The following is a 16,059-nucleotide window of genomic DNA, read 5'->3' as shown; positions in this document are numbered from 1 at the left end:
GCGTGGGCAGGGCCGCGATGGGTCAGTGCGCTTCGAACATCGCGACGGCTTTGAGTCGTCGTTCGATGTGGAACTCCAAGGCACGAGTCGCCAATGCCGAAACCTCGTGCGTGACGGGCGACTCGGGCTGAGCCAATGCATGAGCAAGGCGGCCGCCCAGGATGTCGCGCAGCAGCGACAGCGCTCCGGCGCTGATTGATTGGCCAGAACGACAGGCGCGACACAGCACCCCGCCTTCGTTCAGATCGAAGGCAACGAGTTGCGTTCCCGGCCCGGACTCGCCGCACCGGACACACACGTCGAGTTGCGGACGCATGCCTTCATTCGCCAGCAACTTCCAGTAAAACGCCGGCACGTTGATCGGCGACGGGTTGGATGCAATGGTGCGCAACACTCCGACAACCATTCGGTACAGCTGTTGGTTTGGTTCTCGTTCGAGCGACAGCTGATCAACGGCCTCGAGCACGGCCAGGCCCTGCGAGGCGCGATCCAACGACGACAGCATCGGCGCAAGCGGTTCGACCGACTCAGCCTGGGTCACGATGTCCAACTCGCGCCCGCGGTAGAGCTGGACGTTGACATGGCTCATCGGCTCCAGCCGGGCACCGAATTTCGACTTCGTCTTCCGCACGCCCTTTGCGACGGCCCGAACCTTGCCGTTGTCACGGGTGTGCATCACAATGATGCGGTCAGCCTCCCGCAGCTTGTAGGTCCGCAGAACCACACCGGTGTCGCGATAGAGCTCGCTCATCCGATCGATTCGTCGGTCTCGTCGAGACCCCCGAATCGCCGTTCACGCTTCGCGAAGTCGGCAATGGCGTCGACGACGTGATCTGCAGCAAGTTCATCCCAGCTCAGCGGAACGAAGACCAGCTCGCCATATGCCAGCTCCCACACCAATGACGGCGGGAGACGATTGGGCTCACCGAGTACAAGGATCAGGTCGGGTTCACAATCAGCGGGGGCGTAGAGCGCCTCAGCAACCGTTGCTTCGTTGACTGGGTCCGCCGGGTCAAGCCGCCGCATCGCTGCGGCAAACCGATCGCGCCCGTCGCCGCATGGATCGATCATGACGTGACAGTTGCCGATCTGACGCTCCCACCAGTCTTGCTCAACAGCGTCATCGCCCGGCTCGAATGCCCGCAACGTGAGGTACGACGCACCGGCCTGGCCGACAATCGCCCCGAGCGTCTCGACCCGGTGGGCCCATCGCTGCTCGCCGAGATCGTTCCACTCGCGCAGCGTGCCGCCCACCACCATCACATGGCGGAGGAACTGGCGCGTTGAGTCAGATGTGTCAGCCGCCCCTGCCTCAGGCACAGGCGTGGAGGCAACGTTGACAACCACTAGCTCATTCTTCCACGTCCGTCGCCATATGTGGCGGCTCGCAGACCATCGGGCCAAGTACGGTGCTCGGCGTGCCGCCCGATGCTCACCATCCGCTCCACGTCGCATGCATCATGGATGGCAATGGTCGCTGGGCGGGCCGTCGTGGGTTGCCTCGCACAGACGGCCACACCGAAGGCGAGGAGAACCTTGCCCGTCTCGTCCGAGTCGCGGTGCAGCGCGACATCGGCTGGTTGACCGTGTTCGGCTTCTCGACAGAGAATTGGCGGCGGCCTCGTCCCGAAGTGCGCCACATTCTGGGCCTCCACGAGAAGCTGTTCGGACGTGTTGCGGAGTTAAATGAGCTCAACGTCCGAATCCAGTGGATCGGCCGGCCCTTCGATTCGCGCGAGGCCCGAACCCCAAAGTACGTGCAGCGGGCAATCCGTAAGGCGATTGTGGACACCGCCGAGAACACTGGCATGACGCTCACGGTCGCCTTCGATTACGGCGGCCGTGCCGAATTGGTGAAAGCAGTCGAAGGGGCGCGGTCCACCGATGCCGGCGTGACGCCCGAGACGATCAGCCAGCACATGTATTTGCCCGACCTCCCGCCGGTCGACGTCGTCATTCGGACCAGTGGCGAGCGCCGGGTGTCAAATTTCCTGCTCTGGCAGGCAGCAGGCGCGGCGATCCACTTCACCGACACCGCGTGGCCCGACTTCGGCGAAACCGAACTCGACGAAGCACTCGCACTGCTCGACGCATGACCGACGACTCAGCCGCGCCCCCAGCCTCGTCCGAACCCGGCGAGGCACTCGCGGCGCTTGCCCAGGCCACCGCAGCACTCGACAACGCGGAGGACCGTCCCGGCCAGTTCGAGATGGCTCGCCTTGTCGAGCAATCGATCGCATCCGGCAAGCACCTCGTGGTTCAAGCCGGCACCGGAACCGGCAAGACCCTTGCCTACCTCGTCCCTGCAATCACCGGTGAGAAACGTGTGGTGATCGCCACCGCGACCAAGGCCCTGCAGGATCAGCTCGCAAATAAGGACCTGCCGTTTCTCGCGGAACATCTCGACGCCGACTTCGACTTCGCCGTACTGAAGGGCCGCAGCAACTACGTCTGTCTGCAGCGGCTAAAAGAGATGAGCGGCGGCGAACAGGGGCAGCTCGAACTCGACACCTTGGCCGTGGTCACCCAGGCCGAGATCAAGAAGATCGCGGAGTGGGCCGGCACTTCGGCGACCGGCGATCAAGCCGAACTCGACTGGTCGCCGTCCGACAATGCGTGGCGCTCCGTGAGCGTAGGCAGCGACGAATGCCCTGGAGCGGACAAATGCCCGCTGGGCGATCCCTGCTTCGCCGAGCAGGCTCGACGCAGGGCTGCTGCTGCCGACGTCATCGTGGTCAATACCTATCTGTACGGCCTCAACGTGGCGAGTGACGGTGCCATCCTTCCCGACCACGACGTCGTTGTGTTCGACGAGGCCCACGTCCTTGAAGACACGATGAGCGACACGGTTGGTGTCGAGGTTTCGCCCGGGCGATTTACAGCACTGTCAGGCGTCGTCGGCAAGATCATCACCGACCCCAGCCTCACCGGCGGTATCGCCGAGATCGGCGCAGGTCTGCGCGACGTGCTCGGCGACGAGGTCGGGAAACGGCTGACCGCCCCACTCCCCGACGAGATTCAAGAAGTGTTGACCGATGCTCGCCTGCGGCTCGGTGATGTCAACGACACGCTGATCGCCATCGACACGAAGAACGAGGATGCCAAGCAGCGCAAGCTGCGGGCGCAAACCATGACCGGCCGCTCGATCAGCCAGCTCGATATCGCCATCGAAGGCCGCGAAGGTCACGTCGCTTTTGTCTCCGGTTCACGCGAATCGCCGCGGCTTGAAATTGCGCCGCTTGATGTCGGACCGACCATGACCGAAGGGGTCTGGTCGAAGCGAACCGCAATTCTCACGAGCGCAACGATCCCGTCGTCGCTTGCAGAACGAGTCGGCATGCAGACGAGCGAAGTGGAGGTCGCCGACGTCGGCAGCCCGTTCGACTACGCAGCGAACTCGCTGCTGTACAACGCGATCCATCTGCCCAACCCGAACGATGGCGGCTTCCGCGCGAAGGCCAATGACGAACTTGAGGCGTTGATCAATGCCGCAGGGGGTCGGACCCTGGCCTTGTTCACGAGCTATCGAGCCATGGACGAAGCAGCTGAAGAGATGAAGAGCCGACTCGACATGCCGATTCTGACGCAGCGCGACCTGCCCAAACCTGCCCTGGTCCAGGCATTCACCGATTCCGAAGAGACGTGCCTGTTCGCCACGGCCGGGCTCTTTCAGGGTGTCGATGTCCCGGGTAAGACCCTCTCGCTCGTGGTCATCGATCGCATTCCCTTCCCACGGCCTGACGATCCGTTGTTGTCCGCTCGGCGCGACCTCCTTGGCCCCGCAGCGTTCAGCCAGATCGATATCCCGCGTGCGTCAATGATGTTGGCACAGGCCTGCGGGCGTCTGATCCGTACCTCGACCGACAAGGGTGTCGTTGCCGTCATGGATCCGCGGCTGGGCAAGGCGCGTTATCGCTGGGACATCGTGTCGGCGCTTCCCCCGATGAAACGTACGCGGCACCGAAGCGATGTCGTGGAGTTTCTGGAGACCATCCGCGACACCTAGCCGTAGTGGCGTTGCATCATGTCCGGGTAACTCCTGGCGAAGTAGTTCCAGAGCTGATCGCCGTAGGTATCGGTGTGACTCGCGCTCCCCATGTCGCCCACTCCGGCATCGGTTTGCTCCTTGGTCGCCATGAATCCAGCCGCCCTGTGTCGTTCGCTCGCTTCCACCGCATCGACGAATCGCTGGTCGAGCCGGATGGGATCCAACGCCGTGTCAAGCGACGGGCCGTGGAAGTACGCGGACGACATGCGCGGTTCGCTCGTGATGACCCGATGCGCCGTGGCAACGAGATAGTTCCCCGTCATCGCCTGCAGCATTTCTCCGATGTTCAGCACGAACGAATCGGGCACGACCGGCACGTCGATCCAGTCTCCGGCCGGATCAAGCACCTGGAGACCCGGCGTCGGTCCTGCTGCCAGCAACGTGATGAATCCCGTGTCGTGGTGTGCGTTCACCCCGGCCGATCCCTCGGGAGTCGGCGGATAGTTGATGAACTTCGTGAGCGACATCGAGTTCTTGTCAAACGCGGTGCAGAAGTGGTCAGCGTCGAGTCCGAGCCCGAGTGCGAACAGGCTGAGAATCTCGTCTGCAAGAGTTCCAAGCCGATTGAACCAGTCGAGCGTCAATGCTTGCTGTCCTGCGATGACGTCGTCGGGCATCCACTGGTTTGGCCCGAGCAACCGAAGGTACGCAGGCACGACATCGGCAGCGAGGGCCGGCCGTTCAGACCACACGTCGATTTGTTCGCGGACGTCGGGCCGATTGTTGGTGAATTCGGTGCCGACCGCTTCCCAGCCGCGGAAGTGCCGCGACTCACGCTTGTCGATGAACAGTTTTTGCTCGTCGGACAGCGCAAAGAACTCGGCCATCATCGCGAACACGTTGTCGAGGTAGCCCGCCGGCAGGCCGTGGTTGACCAGCACGGCAAAACCGATGTCGTGGTAGACCGCGGTCAGCTCATCGGCGAGCGCCCGTCGTTCGCCGTCGGTCCCGCGCAGCGGACCCAAATCGATCGTCGGGATGCGAGCGGGCATCTGCCACTCAGGCGAGGGTGTCGACGTTGTTGAGCTCGCGGAAGGCTTGCTCAAGGCGGTCGACGAAGCTCACTTCACCAGACCGCAGCCAGACACGCGGGTCGTAGTACTTCTTGTTCGGCGCGTCGGCGCCATCGGGGTTGCCGAGCTGGCCCTGGAGATAATCGTGCTTGTCGGACTCGTACCCGCGGATCCCGTCCCAGAACGCCCATTGGAGGTCGGTGTCGATGTTCATCTTGATGACGCCATAGCCCAGCGCCTCTTCAATCTCAGCAGCCGTCGAGCCCGAGCCTCCATGGAACACGAAGTTGACGGGCTTGTCTGATTCAGTCGAATACTTCTCGGCGATATGCGCTTGCGCATCACGGAGGATCGTCGGCGTGAGCTTGACATTCCCCGGCTTGTAGACACCGTGCACATTGCCGAACGCTGCGGCGATCGTGAAGTTCGGGCTGACTTCCATCAGCCGCTCGTAGGCATACGCGACTTCTTCGGGCTTCGAGTACAGGTCCTCGGGATTGGCATCGGAATTATCGACGCCATCTTCCTCGCCTCCGGTGATACCGAGTTCGATCTCGAGGGTCATGCCCATCGGCGCCATTCGTTTCAGGTAATCGACGCAGATGTCGAGGTTCTCCTCCATCGGCTCTTCAGAGAGGTCGAGCATGTGCGAACTGAACAGTGGCGCTCCGGTTGCGGCAAAGTGCTCTTCGCCGACGTCGAGGAGCCCTGAAATCCATGGAAGCTTCGCCTTCGGGCAGTGATCAGTGTGAAGGATCACCCGAGCGTCATAGGCCTCCGCCAACGTCTGCACGTGCTTGGCTCCTGCGACCGAACCGAGTATCGACGCTCGGCTGGAGTCGACCGGGACGTTCTTCCCCCCGACGAATGCCGACCCGCTGGTCGAGTATTGAATGATGACCGGGCTGTTGAGTTTTCCGGCAGTCTCCATGACGGCATTCATCGAGTTGGTGCCAATGCAGTTTGCTGCGGGAAGCGCAAACTGCTGGTCTTTCGCCAATGCAAAAACCTGGTTCACCGCCTCGCCGGTGAGCACGCCTGCGGGGAAGTCGTTGCGAAGTTCAGTCACAGCTCTGAGCGTACGCGAAACCCTTCACGTTGGTCAGCCCAACCGAGGTTGGATCTGCGACGGGGGCTACGTTCGGCGCATGTCTGAATTGGTTCACGCGGTGATCGTCGATGATGTCGCCACGATCACGCTCGACTCACAGCACAACCGCAATGCACTCTCGAAGCCCTTGCTCGACCAGCTACACGCTGGGATCGACGCCGCGGAGGAAGCCCAAGCCCGAGCCATCGTGCTCCGTCACGAAGGGCCGGCGTTCTGCGCCGGCGCCGACCTGAAGGAACGATCCGACGGCCCGCCGGACTCCGGACCGATGGTACGAGCCCTCAAACGCTTGATGGACACAGAGCGGCCGACGATTGCTGCGGTCGATGGTGCCGTGCGGGCCGGCGGGATCGGGCTGATGGCATCCTGCGATCTCGTCGTCGTGCACAGCACCACGACGTTTGCGCTGACCGAGGTGCGCATCGGCGTCGCCGCAGCCATCATCTCGGTCCCCATTCTGCGGCGCGTGCCGCCCGGCAAGATCGCGGCAGCGATGTTGACCGGTGAGCAGTTCGGTGCGGATGAAGCCCGAACGATTGGCTTGGTCACTCATGTCACTGACAATGTTGCGACATCCGTTGCTGCGTTGGTGGACGGCATCAAGGCCGGCGCACCCCGGGCCGTTCGCGAGACCAAGGCGCTGCTCCACTCAGTTCCGACGATGGACCGCGACACGGCGTTCGCCGCAATGGAGGGTCTGTCGAACGAGCTGTTCCAAGGACCCGACGCGAAGATCGGCATGCAGGCGTTCCGCGAGAAGCGACGACCCACCTGGGTCCTGAGCGAATCTGACCAAACGTGACGCATTCGGCGCCCGAGACCATCCGTGTCGCTACCGGTGACAACCAGTTCATTGTCGCGGACCACTGGCCGGGAGACGCCACGCCCGTGATCCTCGCCCACGGCGGCGGCCAAACCCGGCACTCGTGGGGTGGCACAGCCGCAACCCTCGCGGCCAAGGGACATCGCGTGGCGTCGATTGACCTGCGCGGGCACGGCGATTCAACCTGGGCACCTGACGGCGACTATTCGATGGGCGCGTACTGCGGTGATGCACTGCGCATTGCCGAGTGGATTCGCCACGACAACCCGACGACGCGCATCGCCTGGGTCGGGGCATCGCTCGGCGGGATGACCGGACTCCACGTCATCGACGCTGCTCCTGCGTGGTTCTCGTCGCTGACGCTGGTCGACATCACCCCTCGGCCCGCCGCGAAGGGCGTCAGCCGCATCCTCGAGTTCATGGCCGCCAAGGCGGACGAGGGTTTTGTAGACCTCGAGGAAGCCGCTGATGCGATCGCCGAGTACCAGCCACATCGACCGCGACCCAAGGATCTGTCGGGCCTCGCCAAGAACCTCCGACTCGGCGATGACGGACGCTGGCGATGGCACTGGGATCCGGCTTTCCTTGACGTCCGATCAGGCACCAACTCAGAACACGCCCGCGACCGTCATCATGACGAACTTGAGATGATCGCTCGAAGAATCACGATGCCGACGATGTTGGTCCGTGGACGACTCTCGGACCTGGTGACGCAAGACGAGGTTGACGAGTTCCTCAAGATGGTCCCGCACGCGCGTTATGTCGACGTCAAAGATGCCGCTCACATGATCGCCGGCGACAAGAACGACGTGTTCACTGACGCCGTTGTCGAGTTCCTCGACGGGTGACAGCCGAGTTCCTCGACGGGTGACAGCCGAGTTCATCGACGGGTGACAGCCGAGTTTCGCAATGCAGAACCGTCGTGCGAGAATGGTCTCATGACCACTGTCACCAGCCAGGATCTCCACGACCGCATTGCCGGACAGAACCTCCCGAAGCGGTTTCTGCAGAACGTCGAGCGCAATGGCGACATCGAAGTCCTCAACTGGAAGGCCGCGGACGGCTCGTGGGCATCCAAGACCCTGAACGAGATGGCTGCTGACGTCGCTCGTCTGACCGCTGCGCTCAAAGACCTCGGCGTGGCTCGCGGCGACAAGGTCGTCATGATGATTCGCAACCGCCAAGAGTTCCACGCCCTCGACACCGCCGTGCTCTTCTGCGGCGCCACCCCGGTGTCGATCTACAACTCCTCGGCTCCCGATCAAATCCAGTACCTGATCAACGACTGCGGCGCCTCGGTCGCGATTCTCGAAGACAGCGGCTTTCTGGAGCGCTTCGAGTCGGTGCGCGAAAAGATTCCAACGATCAAGCACATCGCCCTGATCGAAACCACGGACGAGACACCCGACGACGTGTTGCGCTATAGCGACTTGATTGCGTTCGAGCCGGTCGACCTCGCGGTGGAGGCACAAACCGCCACGCTCGATGACGTCGCCACCATCATCTACACCTCCGGCACGACCGGCCCACCAAAGGGCGTCATGCTCAGCCACAGCAACGTGGCGTGGACACTTGAGTCCGTTGGCCAGTCGATGCGCGACCAGACCGACATCGAAGACTTCGCAGGCAAGCGTCACGTTTCGTATCTGCCCATGGCCCACGTGATGGAGCGTCTCCTCGGTCACTACTACATGCTTGACTTCGCCACGAAGGTTTACTGCTGCCCGGAAACCTCGCAGATGCCGGCGATGGTCCGTGAGAGCAAGCCGAACGTCTTCATCGGCGTTCCCCGCGTCTGGGAAAAGATGTACGCCGGCGTCACGGCCGCGATTTCGGCCGATCCTGAAAAGGAGCAGCAATTCAACGACGCAATCGCTGCTGCGACACCGATCATGGAGAAAATGACTCAGGGAGAGGCAACCGAGGAAGAAGTCGCCACCTGGAACTTCCTGGATGAGGTCGGCTTCAAAGCCGTCCGCGGTCTGATTGGCCTCGACGAGGTCGAGATCGGCATCTCCGGCGCTGCACCCATCCCCGCCGAGATCCTCGAGTGGTTCCGCACCATTGGTGTGCCGCTGAGCGAGGGCTACGGCATGAGCGAAACCACTGCGGTGCTCTCCTGGTCGGCTGCAGCGAAGCCTGGCTACGTCGGCCAGGCCGCAGTCGGCGTCGAGATGAAGATTGCCGACGACGGTGAGGTTCTCGCACGGGGCGGCAACATGTTCGAGGGGTACCTCGGGCTTCCCGACAAGACAGCGGAGTCGATCGACGACGACGGTTGGGTCCACACGGGCGACATCGGAATCATGGATGACGAGGGCTACCTCAAGATCGTTGATCGCAAGAAGGAACTGATCATCACTGCGGGCGGCAAGAACATCAGCCCGGCGAACCTCGAAGCGGCACTCAAGATGATCCCGCTGGTGGGGCAAGCGTGTGCCATCGGCGAGCAGAAGCCATTTGTCGCTGCGCTGGTCGTCCTCGATCCAGATGCATCGGCGGCGTGGGCAACTGAGCACGGTGTGCAGGGCGATGCCGCCACGACGGCAGCACTGGCGGAGAATCCCGACGTGATTGCCGAAGTCAATGCCGGCCTCGTCGAAGCGATGGCAGACTTCAACAACGCCGAGGCCGTCAAGAAGGTCAAGGTGCTGGGCGATGAATGGATGCCGGACACCGACCTGCTGACGCCGACCTCAAAGCTCAAGCGGCGCGGTGTCCTCGCAGCGTTCGCCGCAGAGATCGACTCGCTGTACGCGAAATAGCAATCAGTTCTTGATCAGCCGATACCCAACGCCACGGGCGGTGACGATCAACTTCGGATCGTCGGGATGTTCCTCGACTTTGACGCGCAGTCGGCGAACGTGCGCGTCGACCAACCGCGAGTCGCCGAGGTATTCGTACCCCCACACACGCTCGAGCAGTTGATCGCGCGAGAGCACAGCGCCAGCATGGTCGGCGAACTCACACAGCAATCGGAACTCAGTCTTGGTGAGGCTGAGCTCCGCGCCGCCCTTCAACACAATGCCCTGCTCCCGCAGCAACTCGATGTCACCGAAGACCGACGCCGCCGACGCCGTTGTCGCTCCTTGCAGGTGCACGCGGCGGAGGAGCGCGCGAATGCGCGCAGCCAGTTCCTTCGGCACCACCGGTTTGGTCACGTAGTCGTCGGCGCCCGCTTCGAGCCCAGCCACCATGTCCACGGTGTCGGTTTGGGCCGTGATGATGATGATCGGGACAATGCTCTTCAGACGCAGTGCTCGACACACCTCGAAGCCCGACATGTCGGGCAAGCGGAGGTCGAGGAGCACCAAGTCAGTGGATGCCACGTCGAATGCGGCCAGACCGTCCTGACCATTGGCGGCTTGGCGAACCGAATAGCCCTCGTCTTCGAGCGCGAGAGACAGCGCCAACCGAATCGCGTCGTCGTCTTCGATAAACAGCAACGATTCCATGTACGTTCGGACACTACACCGCACCGCGTTCCCCGAGGTGAGGCCAGGTTTTCGGGGGTTCGATCTTTGTTACAGAAATCGCACACATCCCGAATAGGTCTGTCACACGCGAGGCGCATTGTTGTATCTGTTCACGCTGCCCCGGTGAGACACCGTCCTCCCCCTGGTGTCTCACCGGCAGCGCGTGAATCCCGCCGCTCGTACCATTTCGGACTGGCAACCCTGCAACACTTCGTTTCGTGGCTCGGCAACGCTCTCTCCGCCTCCGCACCCGCGTCACGCTGTTCTTCGCACTGATTGCCCTGTTCGCCGGATCGGTCCTCATCGGAGTCACCTACGGATTTGCGCGGAGCAACCTCTTGGCCCGAGAGGACTCGTCGGCCCGCGACCAAGCCATCGTCAATGCGAGTCAAGTCCGCGAGGAATACACCGCAGCTCCGGGCCAGATCGGCAGCTTTTTTGACGCCGATCTCCGCACCGCGGACGGTGGGTTCGCCAGTTTGCTTGCCGCTGACACCTCAACGCAGATTGCCGGTTCGGACACTCGCGTTCGGATCGACGACTACCCGGCCAGCCTCGTCGACACCGTCCGCAGGGGCGGCAACGGGCGCCAGTACGCCGTCATCAACGGGGAGGACTACGTCGTCGTCGGGTTGTACATTGGCGCACACGACGCGGCCTATTTCGAGGCATTCCCACTCAGTGACACCGAGCGCACGCTGCGTTCGATCCTCACCGCGCTGGCTCTCGGCGGCCTCGGTGGCCTGATACTGGCTTCCCTCTTCGGTTTCTCGACGAGCCGCCGATTGCTCCGCCCGCTCAGCCGCGTTGCTGACGCCGCGGAGGACATCGCGTCTGGCGGGCTGGACACCCGTCTTGTTGAAGAGTCCGACCCCGACCTGGACCGTTTGGCGGGCTCATTCAACGACATGGCCGATGCCGTCCAAACACGCATCGAACGAGAGGCCCGTTTTGCCTCCGACGTCAGCCATGAGCTGCGATCACCGATCACTGCTCTGACTGCGGCCGTTGAAGTAATGGACGGCCGCCGGGAAGAAGTTCCGGAGCGAACTCGCCAGGCGCTCGACGTCGTGGTCGGTCAGGTGCGACGATTCGACAGCATGGTGATCGACCTTCTCGAACTCTCGCGGCTCGACGCGGGCGCTACCGACATGAATGTCGAGCGCCTCGACATCGTCGACCTGACCCGTCGAATCGCCGGACGGTACGGCGCTCCGGACGTGCCGATCAGTGTTGCACCACGAACTCGACGCGAGGTGTCGATCGACAAGGTGCGCTACGAACGAATCGTCGGCAACCTCATCGAAAACGCCAAGAATCATGGAGGTGGAGCTGTCGAAATTCAGATCGAACCCGCCCGGGACAAACGCATCCGCATAGCTGTCATCGACGACGGTCCCGGTGTCGCTCAAGGAGAGCGCGAGCGGATCTTCGAGCGTTTCGCGCGCGGGAGCGCTGCTCGGCACCGGATCGGCACCGGACTCGGACTCGCCCTGGTCGCCGAGCACAGCTCTGCAATGGGCGGGCGCGCCTGGGTTGAGGACGGCAAGTTCGGTGGCGCTCGCTTTGTGGTTGAACTCCCGATGGCGGTCGACGCGTGAGGCCGTCGACGCGGACCTTGCTTGCAGCGCTTGCGACACAAGCGTTGGCAGTCGTCGCCGTCTCGTGCGGAGTGCCGACCGGCGATGCCACGTTTCAGGACATCGATGGTGACGTGCTCGGCGGGCTGAACGATCCAACCACAACCACAACCACAACCACAACCACAACCACAACCACGCTCGCGCCGCAGGCCCCTGACCCTGCGTTGGAGACCACCACAACTGTGCCTGTCACCGATCCGCCACCGCCTGCGGCGATGGTGACCGTCTACTTCATCAGTCGCGGGCTACTTTCTCCTGCGACATCCGAGGTCGATCCGTCGTACGGGCTCAACGAACTCGTTGTCCTCCTCGAAGACGGACCTCCCGACGACAGCGTCGGCGAGCGGCTGCAATCGTTCGTCGAGCCCGGCCTCATCGTCGGCACACCGACCAGCGAAAGTGGCATCATCCAAGTCGAGCTGGACGGCGACGAATTCAACGCAATCGCCCTGCGCAATCAGCGCGAGGCGCTCGCACAGATCGTCGTGACACTGCTCCAAAATACGCCAGCCGTCGGCCAGGTCTCTTTTACCATCGACGACCAGATCGTGTTGATTCCCACCGATAGCGGGTCCCAGGAAGCTGCATCCGTCGACGACTTCAACCGACTCCTGGGCGCGCCCCGATTGCCAAACGGCATCCCCGGCGAGCTCGTTGATCCGGTGAATGTCACGACCAGCATTCCGGAATAGGCCGCACCGATCAGTACCCGAGTCGCTCGACTCGTTCGGGTTTGCGCTGCCAATCCTTGTCGACCTTCACCCTCAGTTCGAGGTAGACACCTTCGGGCATCTGCTTACGGGCAAGCTCGCCGGCACGCTTCAAGATGGCTCCGCCCTTGCCGATGACCATCCCCTTTTGGCTGTCGCGTTCGACGAGAATGTTGACGCGGATCCGAGGCCATTCCCATTCCACGACTTCCGTCGCGATCGAATACGGCAGTTCGTCGTGGGTCACCGCGAGCAGTTGCTCACGGACGAGCTCTGCAACCCAACGTTCCTCGGGCAGATCGGAGATCTCGTCATTGGGGAAGTACTGCGGGCCTTCCGGAAGTGTGCGGGCAAGATGATCAACGAGAGGGCCAATGCCCTCACCCGTCTTGGCCGAGACCGGGAAATATTCTTTCGCACCCAATTGGCTGGCCGCTTGGAGCATCGCAAGCACCTGCTGTGGTTTGGCAATGTCGGTCTTGTTGACGATGACGGTCGAAGCTGACATGTCGAGATGATCGGCAACCCATTTGTCGCCCTTACCGAACTGCATTGTGGCGTCAAGCACCAGACACGTCGCATCAACGTCTTTCGTGCTGTCGAGCGCCGTTGCATTCACTCGCTCGCCGAGCGCTGTGACTGGCTTGTGCAGCCCCGGCGTATCGACGAACACCAGCTGGCTGGTCGGCCTCGTGAGCACGCCCATGATGCGATGCCGTGTGGTCTGAGGCTTGTCGGAGACAATGCTGATCTTGCGTCCGCAGATGGCATTCACCAACGACGATTTCCCGACGTTGGGTCGCCCGACGAACGTGACGAAGCCCGACGTGTAGCCGTCCGAATTCACTGGCGCATCAGGGCTGGTCGTTTCGTCGGTCACGCCACCAGTCTGCCAACCTCTCACCTATGACGCGCATGATCAACGGCATCGATGAGATGAAGACCCTTGTCGGCGAGCACCTGGGCTGGTCTCCGTACACGGAGATCACCCAGGAACAAGTCCAGCAGTTCGCCGAGGCAACCGGCGACCACCAGTGGATACACATCGACGTTGAACGTGCCAAAGCCGGGCCCTTCGGCGGCCCGATCGCTCACGGCTATCTGACGTTGTCACTTGGCCCCATGCTGTCGCCACAGGTCTTCGGCGTGTCGGGCGTTGCGATGGGCGTCAACTATGGGGCCGGCAAGATTCGATTCCCGTCGCCCGTTCCCGTGGGCGCCAAGGTTCGGCTCGGCATCACGCTTGTCGCTGTCGACGACATCCCGGGTGGCGCTCAGGTAACGCAGCAATTCGTGTTCGAATGCGAAGGTTCCGAGAAACCCTCGTGTGTCGCGGAAGTCATCTTCCGGTACTACGTCTGATCAAGACGCCCATGCCGAACGCTCCATCCGCCGAACCGATCACCATCGGCCTTGCCGAAGTTCACGAGGCAATTGCGGCGACCCGGCCCGACGACGCGTGCCTCGTCTTTCGCAATCATCGTTTCACGTGGGGTGAGGTGACCGAGCGCACTCGGCGGCTGGCCAACGCGCTCCTCGATCGAGGCCTGGGCTGCCACACCGAACGCGGCGATCTCGACGGCCACGTCAGCGGGCAGGATCATATTGGTGTCTACCTCCACAACGGAAACGAATACCTCGAGGTGATGTTGGGTGCGCTGAAAGCGCGCGTTGCATCGTTCAACATCAACTACCGATACGTCGCGGAAGAATTGCGATATCTGCTCGACGATGCGCACGCTCGGGCGATCGTGGTGCACAGTCAATTCGCCCCCGTACTCGCCGAGGTCCTGCCCGACCTCGCGCACCTTGACGTGATCCTGCAGGTCCCCGACCATTCCGGGAATGATCTACTTCCCGGCGCGGTCTGGTACGAGGATGCCTTGGCCGCAGCATCACCCGACCGTCCAAACGTCGAGTGGGGCGCCGATGATCTCTACATGCTCTACACCGGTGGCACCACCGGGATGCCGAAAGGCGTCATGTGGCGCAACGGCGACGCCATGGTCGAGTGTTTTGGGGGTTCGCGTACAGCGACAACAGTCGAAGAATTCGTTGCCGAGGCGAATACCGGTCTCCAAGCACTACTGGCACCTCCGTTTATGCACGGAGCGGGACACTGGATGAGCTTCCGCACCTGGCTGGGTGGTGGCACAATCTTCGTGCAATCAGTTCCCGAACAGCTCGACCCGGTCGACATCTGGACGCTCGTCGAAAGCGAACGCCTCAATTTCTTATTGATCGTCGGCGACGCATTCGCTCGTCCGCTGCTCGACGAACTTGAGCACCCAACCGGACGCGGGCCGTACGACCTCGAATCGCTGACGGTTCTGCTGTCCGGCGGTGCCGCCCTGTCGGCCAATTTGAAGGTGGAGTTCCTGCAGCACCTCCCCACGGTGATGATCGTCGACGGCCTCGGGTCATCCGAGGCCGGCGGCCAGGTGTCCCATGTGTCCGCTGGCGGCAATGCCTCGACGGGCACCTTCGAGCTGACGAGTGGCAATGTCATCCTGTCGCCCGAGCTTGATGCCGTGTTGGCCCCAACCGACACCACCACAGGGTGGTTGGCCAAGACCGGCCGCCTTGCGCTTGGCTACCTCGGCGACGCGGACAAGACCGCTCGCACCTACCCGACCATCGACGGTCAGCGCTACGCGGTGCCTGGTGACCGGGCCCGATTTGTCGATGACCATCCCGACGACTTCATGGTCGAACTGCACGGCCGCGATTCGGTCACGATCAACTCAGGTGGCGAGAAAATCTTCGCCGAAGAGGTCGAGGCTGCGATCAAGGCGCACCCGGGCGTATATGACTGCGTGGTTGCCGGACGGCCAAGCGAGCGTTGGGGCAGCGAGGTAGTGGCTGTCGTCCGAATTCGTTCGGGTCATGACGTCGCCGACACCGATCTACTCTCCGAGGCCGCCCGGCACATCGCTCGATACAAGCTGCCAAAGGCAATCGTGCACGTGAATGAAATCGTGCGATCCCCCAGCGGCAAAGCGGACTACCGCTGGGCGAAGTCGATCGCGCAGGCCTAGCCAAAGGAGCACGGCGATCCAAAGTGTGAGGCTGCCGCCGTGTGGATGCGTCTTGCGGCATGGTGGCGGTGAGTCGTCCGCCCGTGGCGTTCGGCAGGGTTGATCCTGGCATTGATTGTGTCGTTCGCTCTCCCGGCGTTCATGGCCGCAAGCGCCGACCTGTTCCTCGTTTCAGCGTCCGACTCAATCACCCGCCA

The 16,059-nt window shown here is 62.5% G+C and carries 15 protein-coding genes; 9 read left to right on the top strand and 6 right to left on the bottom strand.

The window, feature by feature from the left end:
• Positions 1-22 precede the first annotated feature (22 nt).
• Positions 23-751 (bottom strand): DNA repair protein RecO, encoded by a 729-nt coding sequence (gene recO / locus ACH2DW_RS13710; RefSeq protein WP_394930308.1) that lies wholly within the window; start codon positions 749-751, stop codon positions 23-25.
• Positions 748-1,320 (bottom strand): undecaprenyl diphosphate synthase family protein, encoded by a 573-nt coding sequence (locus ACH2DW_RS13705; protein ID WP_394930307.1) that lies wholly within the window; start codon positions 1,318-1,320, stop codon positions 748-750. Before ACH2DW_RS13705 ends, recO begins: the two co-directional genes overlap by 4 nt.
• Before the next feature lie 98 nt (positions 1,321-1,418).
• Here ACH2DW_RS13705 and uppS point away from each other — a divergent pair, with 98 nt between their 5' ends.
• Together uppS and ACH2DW_RS13695 are read left to right on the top strand one after the other, a co-directional pair.
• Positions 1,419-2,096, top strand: coding sequence for a polyprenyl diphosphate synthase (uppS, locus tag ACH2DW_RS13700; protein ID WP_394930306.1), 678 nt, complete (start codon positions 1,419-1,421; stop codon positions 2,094-2,096).
• Positions 2,093-4,006: an ATP-dependent DNA helicase gene (locus ACH2DW_RS13695; RefSeq protein ID WP_394930305.1), complete on the top strand. Its 1,914-nt coding sequence runs from the start codon at positions 2,093-2,095 to the stop codon at positions 4,004-4,006. The genes uppS and ACH2DW_RS13695 overlap by 4 nt, the downstream gene beginning before the upstream one ends.
• On the opposite strand, the gene ACH2DW_RS13690 is transcribed toward ACH2DW_RS13695, so the two are convergent.
• The gene (locus ACH2DW_RS13690) at positions 4,003-5,040 is read right to left on the bottom strand and encodes an isopenicillin N synthase family dioxygenase (protein WP_394930304.1); all 1,038 of its coding nucleotides are present in this window, start codon (positions 5,038-5,040) and stop codon (positions 4,003-4,005) included. The two genes, ACH2DW_RS13695 and ACH2DW_RS13690, sit on opposite strands and share 4 nt — an antisense overlap.
• Positions 5,041-5,047: 7 nt before the next feature.
• A complete protein-coding gene (fbaA, locus tag ACH2DW_RS13685) occupies positions 5,048-6,130 on the bottom strand; it encodes a class II fructose-bisphosphate aldolase (protein WP_394930303.1) in 1,083 nt (360 codons plus the stop codon).
• 79 nt (positions 6,131-6,209) lie between these two features.
• Between fbaA and ACH2DW_RS13680 the strand changes: the two genes are divergently transcribed.
• The 3 genes from ACH2DW_RS13680 to ACH2DW_RS13670 all read left to right on the top strand — a co-directional run bounded on the left by ACH2DW_RS13680 (position 6,210) and on the right by ACH2DW_RS13670 (position 9,760).
• Positions 6,210-6,974 (top strand): enoyl-CoA hydratase-related protein, encoded by a 765-nt coding sequence (locus tag ACH2DW_RS13680; RefSeq protein ID WP_394930302.1) that lies wholly within the window; start codon positions 6,210-6,212, stop codon positions 6,972-6,974.
• On the top strand, positions 6,971-7,843 hold the full coding sequence (locus tag ACH2DW_RS13675; RefSeq protein WP_394930301.1) for an alpha/beta fold hydrolase: 873 nt from the start codon (positions 6,971-6,973) through the stop codon (positions 7,841-7,843). The genes ACH2DW_RS13680 and ACH2DW_RS13675 overlap by 4 nt, the downstream gene beginning before the upstream one ends.
• A 90-nt stretch (positions 7,844-7,933) precedes the next feature.
• Positions 7,934-9,760, top strand: coding sequence for an AMP-dependent synthetase/ligase (locus ACH2DW_RS13670; protein ID WP_394930300.1), 1,827 nt, complete (start codon positions 7,934-7,936; stop codon positions 9,758-9,760).
• 3 nt (positions 9,761-9,763) lie between these two features.
• On the opposite strand, the gene ACH2DW_RS13665 is transcribed toward ACH2DW_RS13670, so the two are convergent.
• Positions 9,764-10,450: a response regulator gene (locus ACH2DW_RS13665; RefSeq protein WP_394930299.1), complete on the bottom strand. Its 687-nt coding sequence runs from the start codon at positions 10,448-10,450 to the stop codon at positions 9,764-9,766.
• A 239-nt stretch (positions 10,451-10,689) separates the two neighbouring features.
• Here ACH2DW_RS13665 and ACH2DW_RS13660 point away from each other — a divergent pair, with 239 nt between their 5' ends.
• Together ACH2DW_RS13660 and ACH2DW_RS13655 are read left to right on the top strand one after the other, a co-directional pair.
• On the top strand, positions 10,690-12,072 hold the full coding sequence (locus tag ACH2DW_RS13660; RefSeq protein ID WP_394930298.1) for an ATP-binding protein: 1,383 nt from the start codon (positions 10,690-10,692) through the stop codon (positions 12,070-12,072).
• Positions 12,069-12,806, top strand: coding sequence for a GerMN domain-containing protein (locus ACH2DW_RS13655; RefSeq protein ID WP_394930297.1), 738 nt, complete (start codon positions 12,069-12,071; stop codon positions 12,804-12,806). Before ACH2DW_RS13660 ends, ACH2DW_RS13655 begins: the two co-directional genes overlap by 4 nt.
• 10 nt (positions 12,807-12,816) lie before the next feature.
• On the opposite strand, the gene era is transcribed toward ACH2DW_RS13655, so the two are convergent.
• On the bottom strand, positions 12,817-13,704 hold the full coding sequence (gene era / locus ACH2DW_RS13650; RefSeq protein ID WP_394930296.1) for a GTPase Era: 888 nt from the start codon (positions 13,702-13,704) through the stop codon (positions 12,817-12,819).
• Between the two features lie 26 nt (positions 13,705-13,730).
• On the opposite strand from era, the gene ACH2DW_RS13645 reads away from it, so the two are divergent.
• Entirely contained in the window at positions 13,731-14,186 is a 456-nt protein-coding gene (locus tag ACH2DW_RS13645) for a MaoC family dehydratase (RefSeq protein ID WP_394930295.1), read from the top strand.
• An 11-nt stretch (positions 14,187-14,197) separates the two neighbouring features.
• Complete coding sequence (locus ACH2DW_RS13640) at positions 14,198-15,862, top strand: acyl-CoA synthetase (protein ID WP_394930294.1); 1,665 nt, start codon at positions 14,198-14,200, stop codon at positions 15,860-15,862.
• Positions 15,863-16,059: the final 197 nt, after the last annotated feature.

This window comes from uncultured Ilumatobacter sp. (assembly GCF_963980585.1).
Taxonomy (GTDB): Bacteria; Actinomycetota; Acidimicrobiia; order Acidimicrobiales; family Ilumatobacteraceae; genus Ilumatobacter_A.
This window is presented reverse-complemented; position numbering and strand designations above follow the sequence as displayed.

Bases quoted from the DNA above. Each gene is read 5' to 3' on its own strand.
- recO (WP_394930308.1), bottom strand. From the start codon at position 751: ATGAGCGAGCTCTATCGCGACACCGGTGTGGTTCTGCGGACCTACAAG.
- ACH2DW_RS13695 (WP_394930305.1), top strand. From the start codon at position 2,093: ATGACCGACGACTCAGCCGCGCCCCCAGCCTCGTCCGAACCCGGCGAG.
- ACH2DW_RS13690 (WP_394930304.1), bottom strand. From the start codon at position 5,040: ATGCCCGCTCGCATCCCGACGATCGATTTGGGTCCGCTGCGCGGGACC.
- ACH2DW_RS13680 (WP_394930302.1), top strand. From the start codon at position 6,210: ATGTCTGAATTGGTTCACGCGGTGATCGTCGATGATGTCGCCACGATC.
- ACH2DW_RS13670 (WP_394930300.1), top strand. From the start codon at position 7,934: ATGACCACTGTCACCAGCCAGGATCTCCACGACCGCATTGCCGGACAG.
- ACH2DW_RS13665 (WP_394930299.1), bottom strand. From the start codon at position 10,450: ATGGAATCGTTGCTGTTTATCGAAGACGACGACGCGATTCGGTTGGCG.
- ACH2DW_RS13645 (WP_394930295.1), top strand. From the start codon at position 13,731: ATGACGCGCATGATCAACGGCATCGATGAGATGAAGACCCTTGTCGGC.
- ACH2DW_RS13640 (WP_394930294.1), top strand. From the start codon at position 14,198: ATGCCGAACGCTCCATCCGCCGAACCGATCACCATCGGCCTTGCCGAA.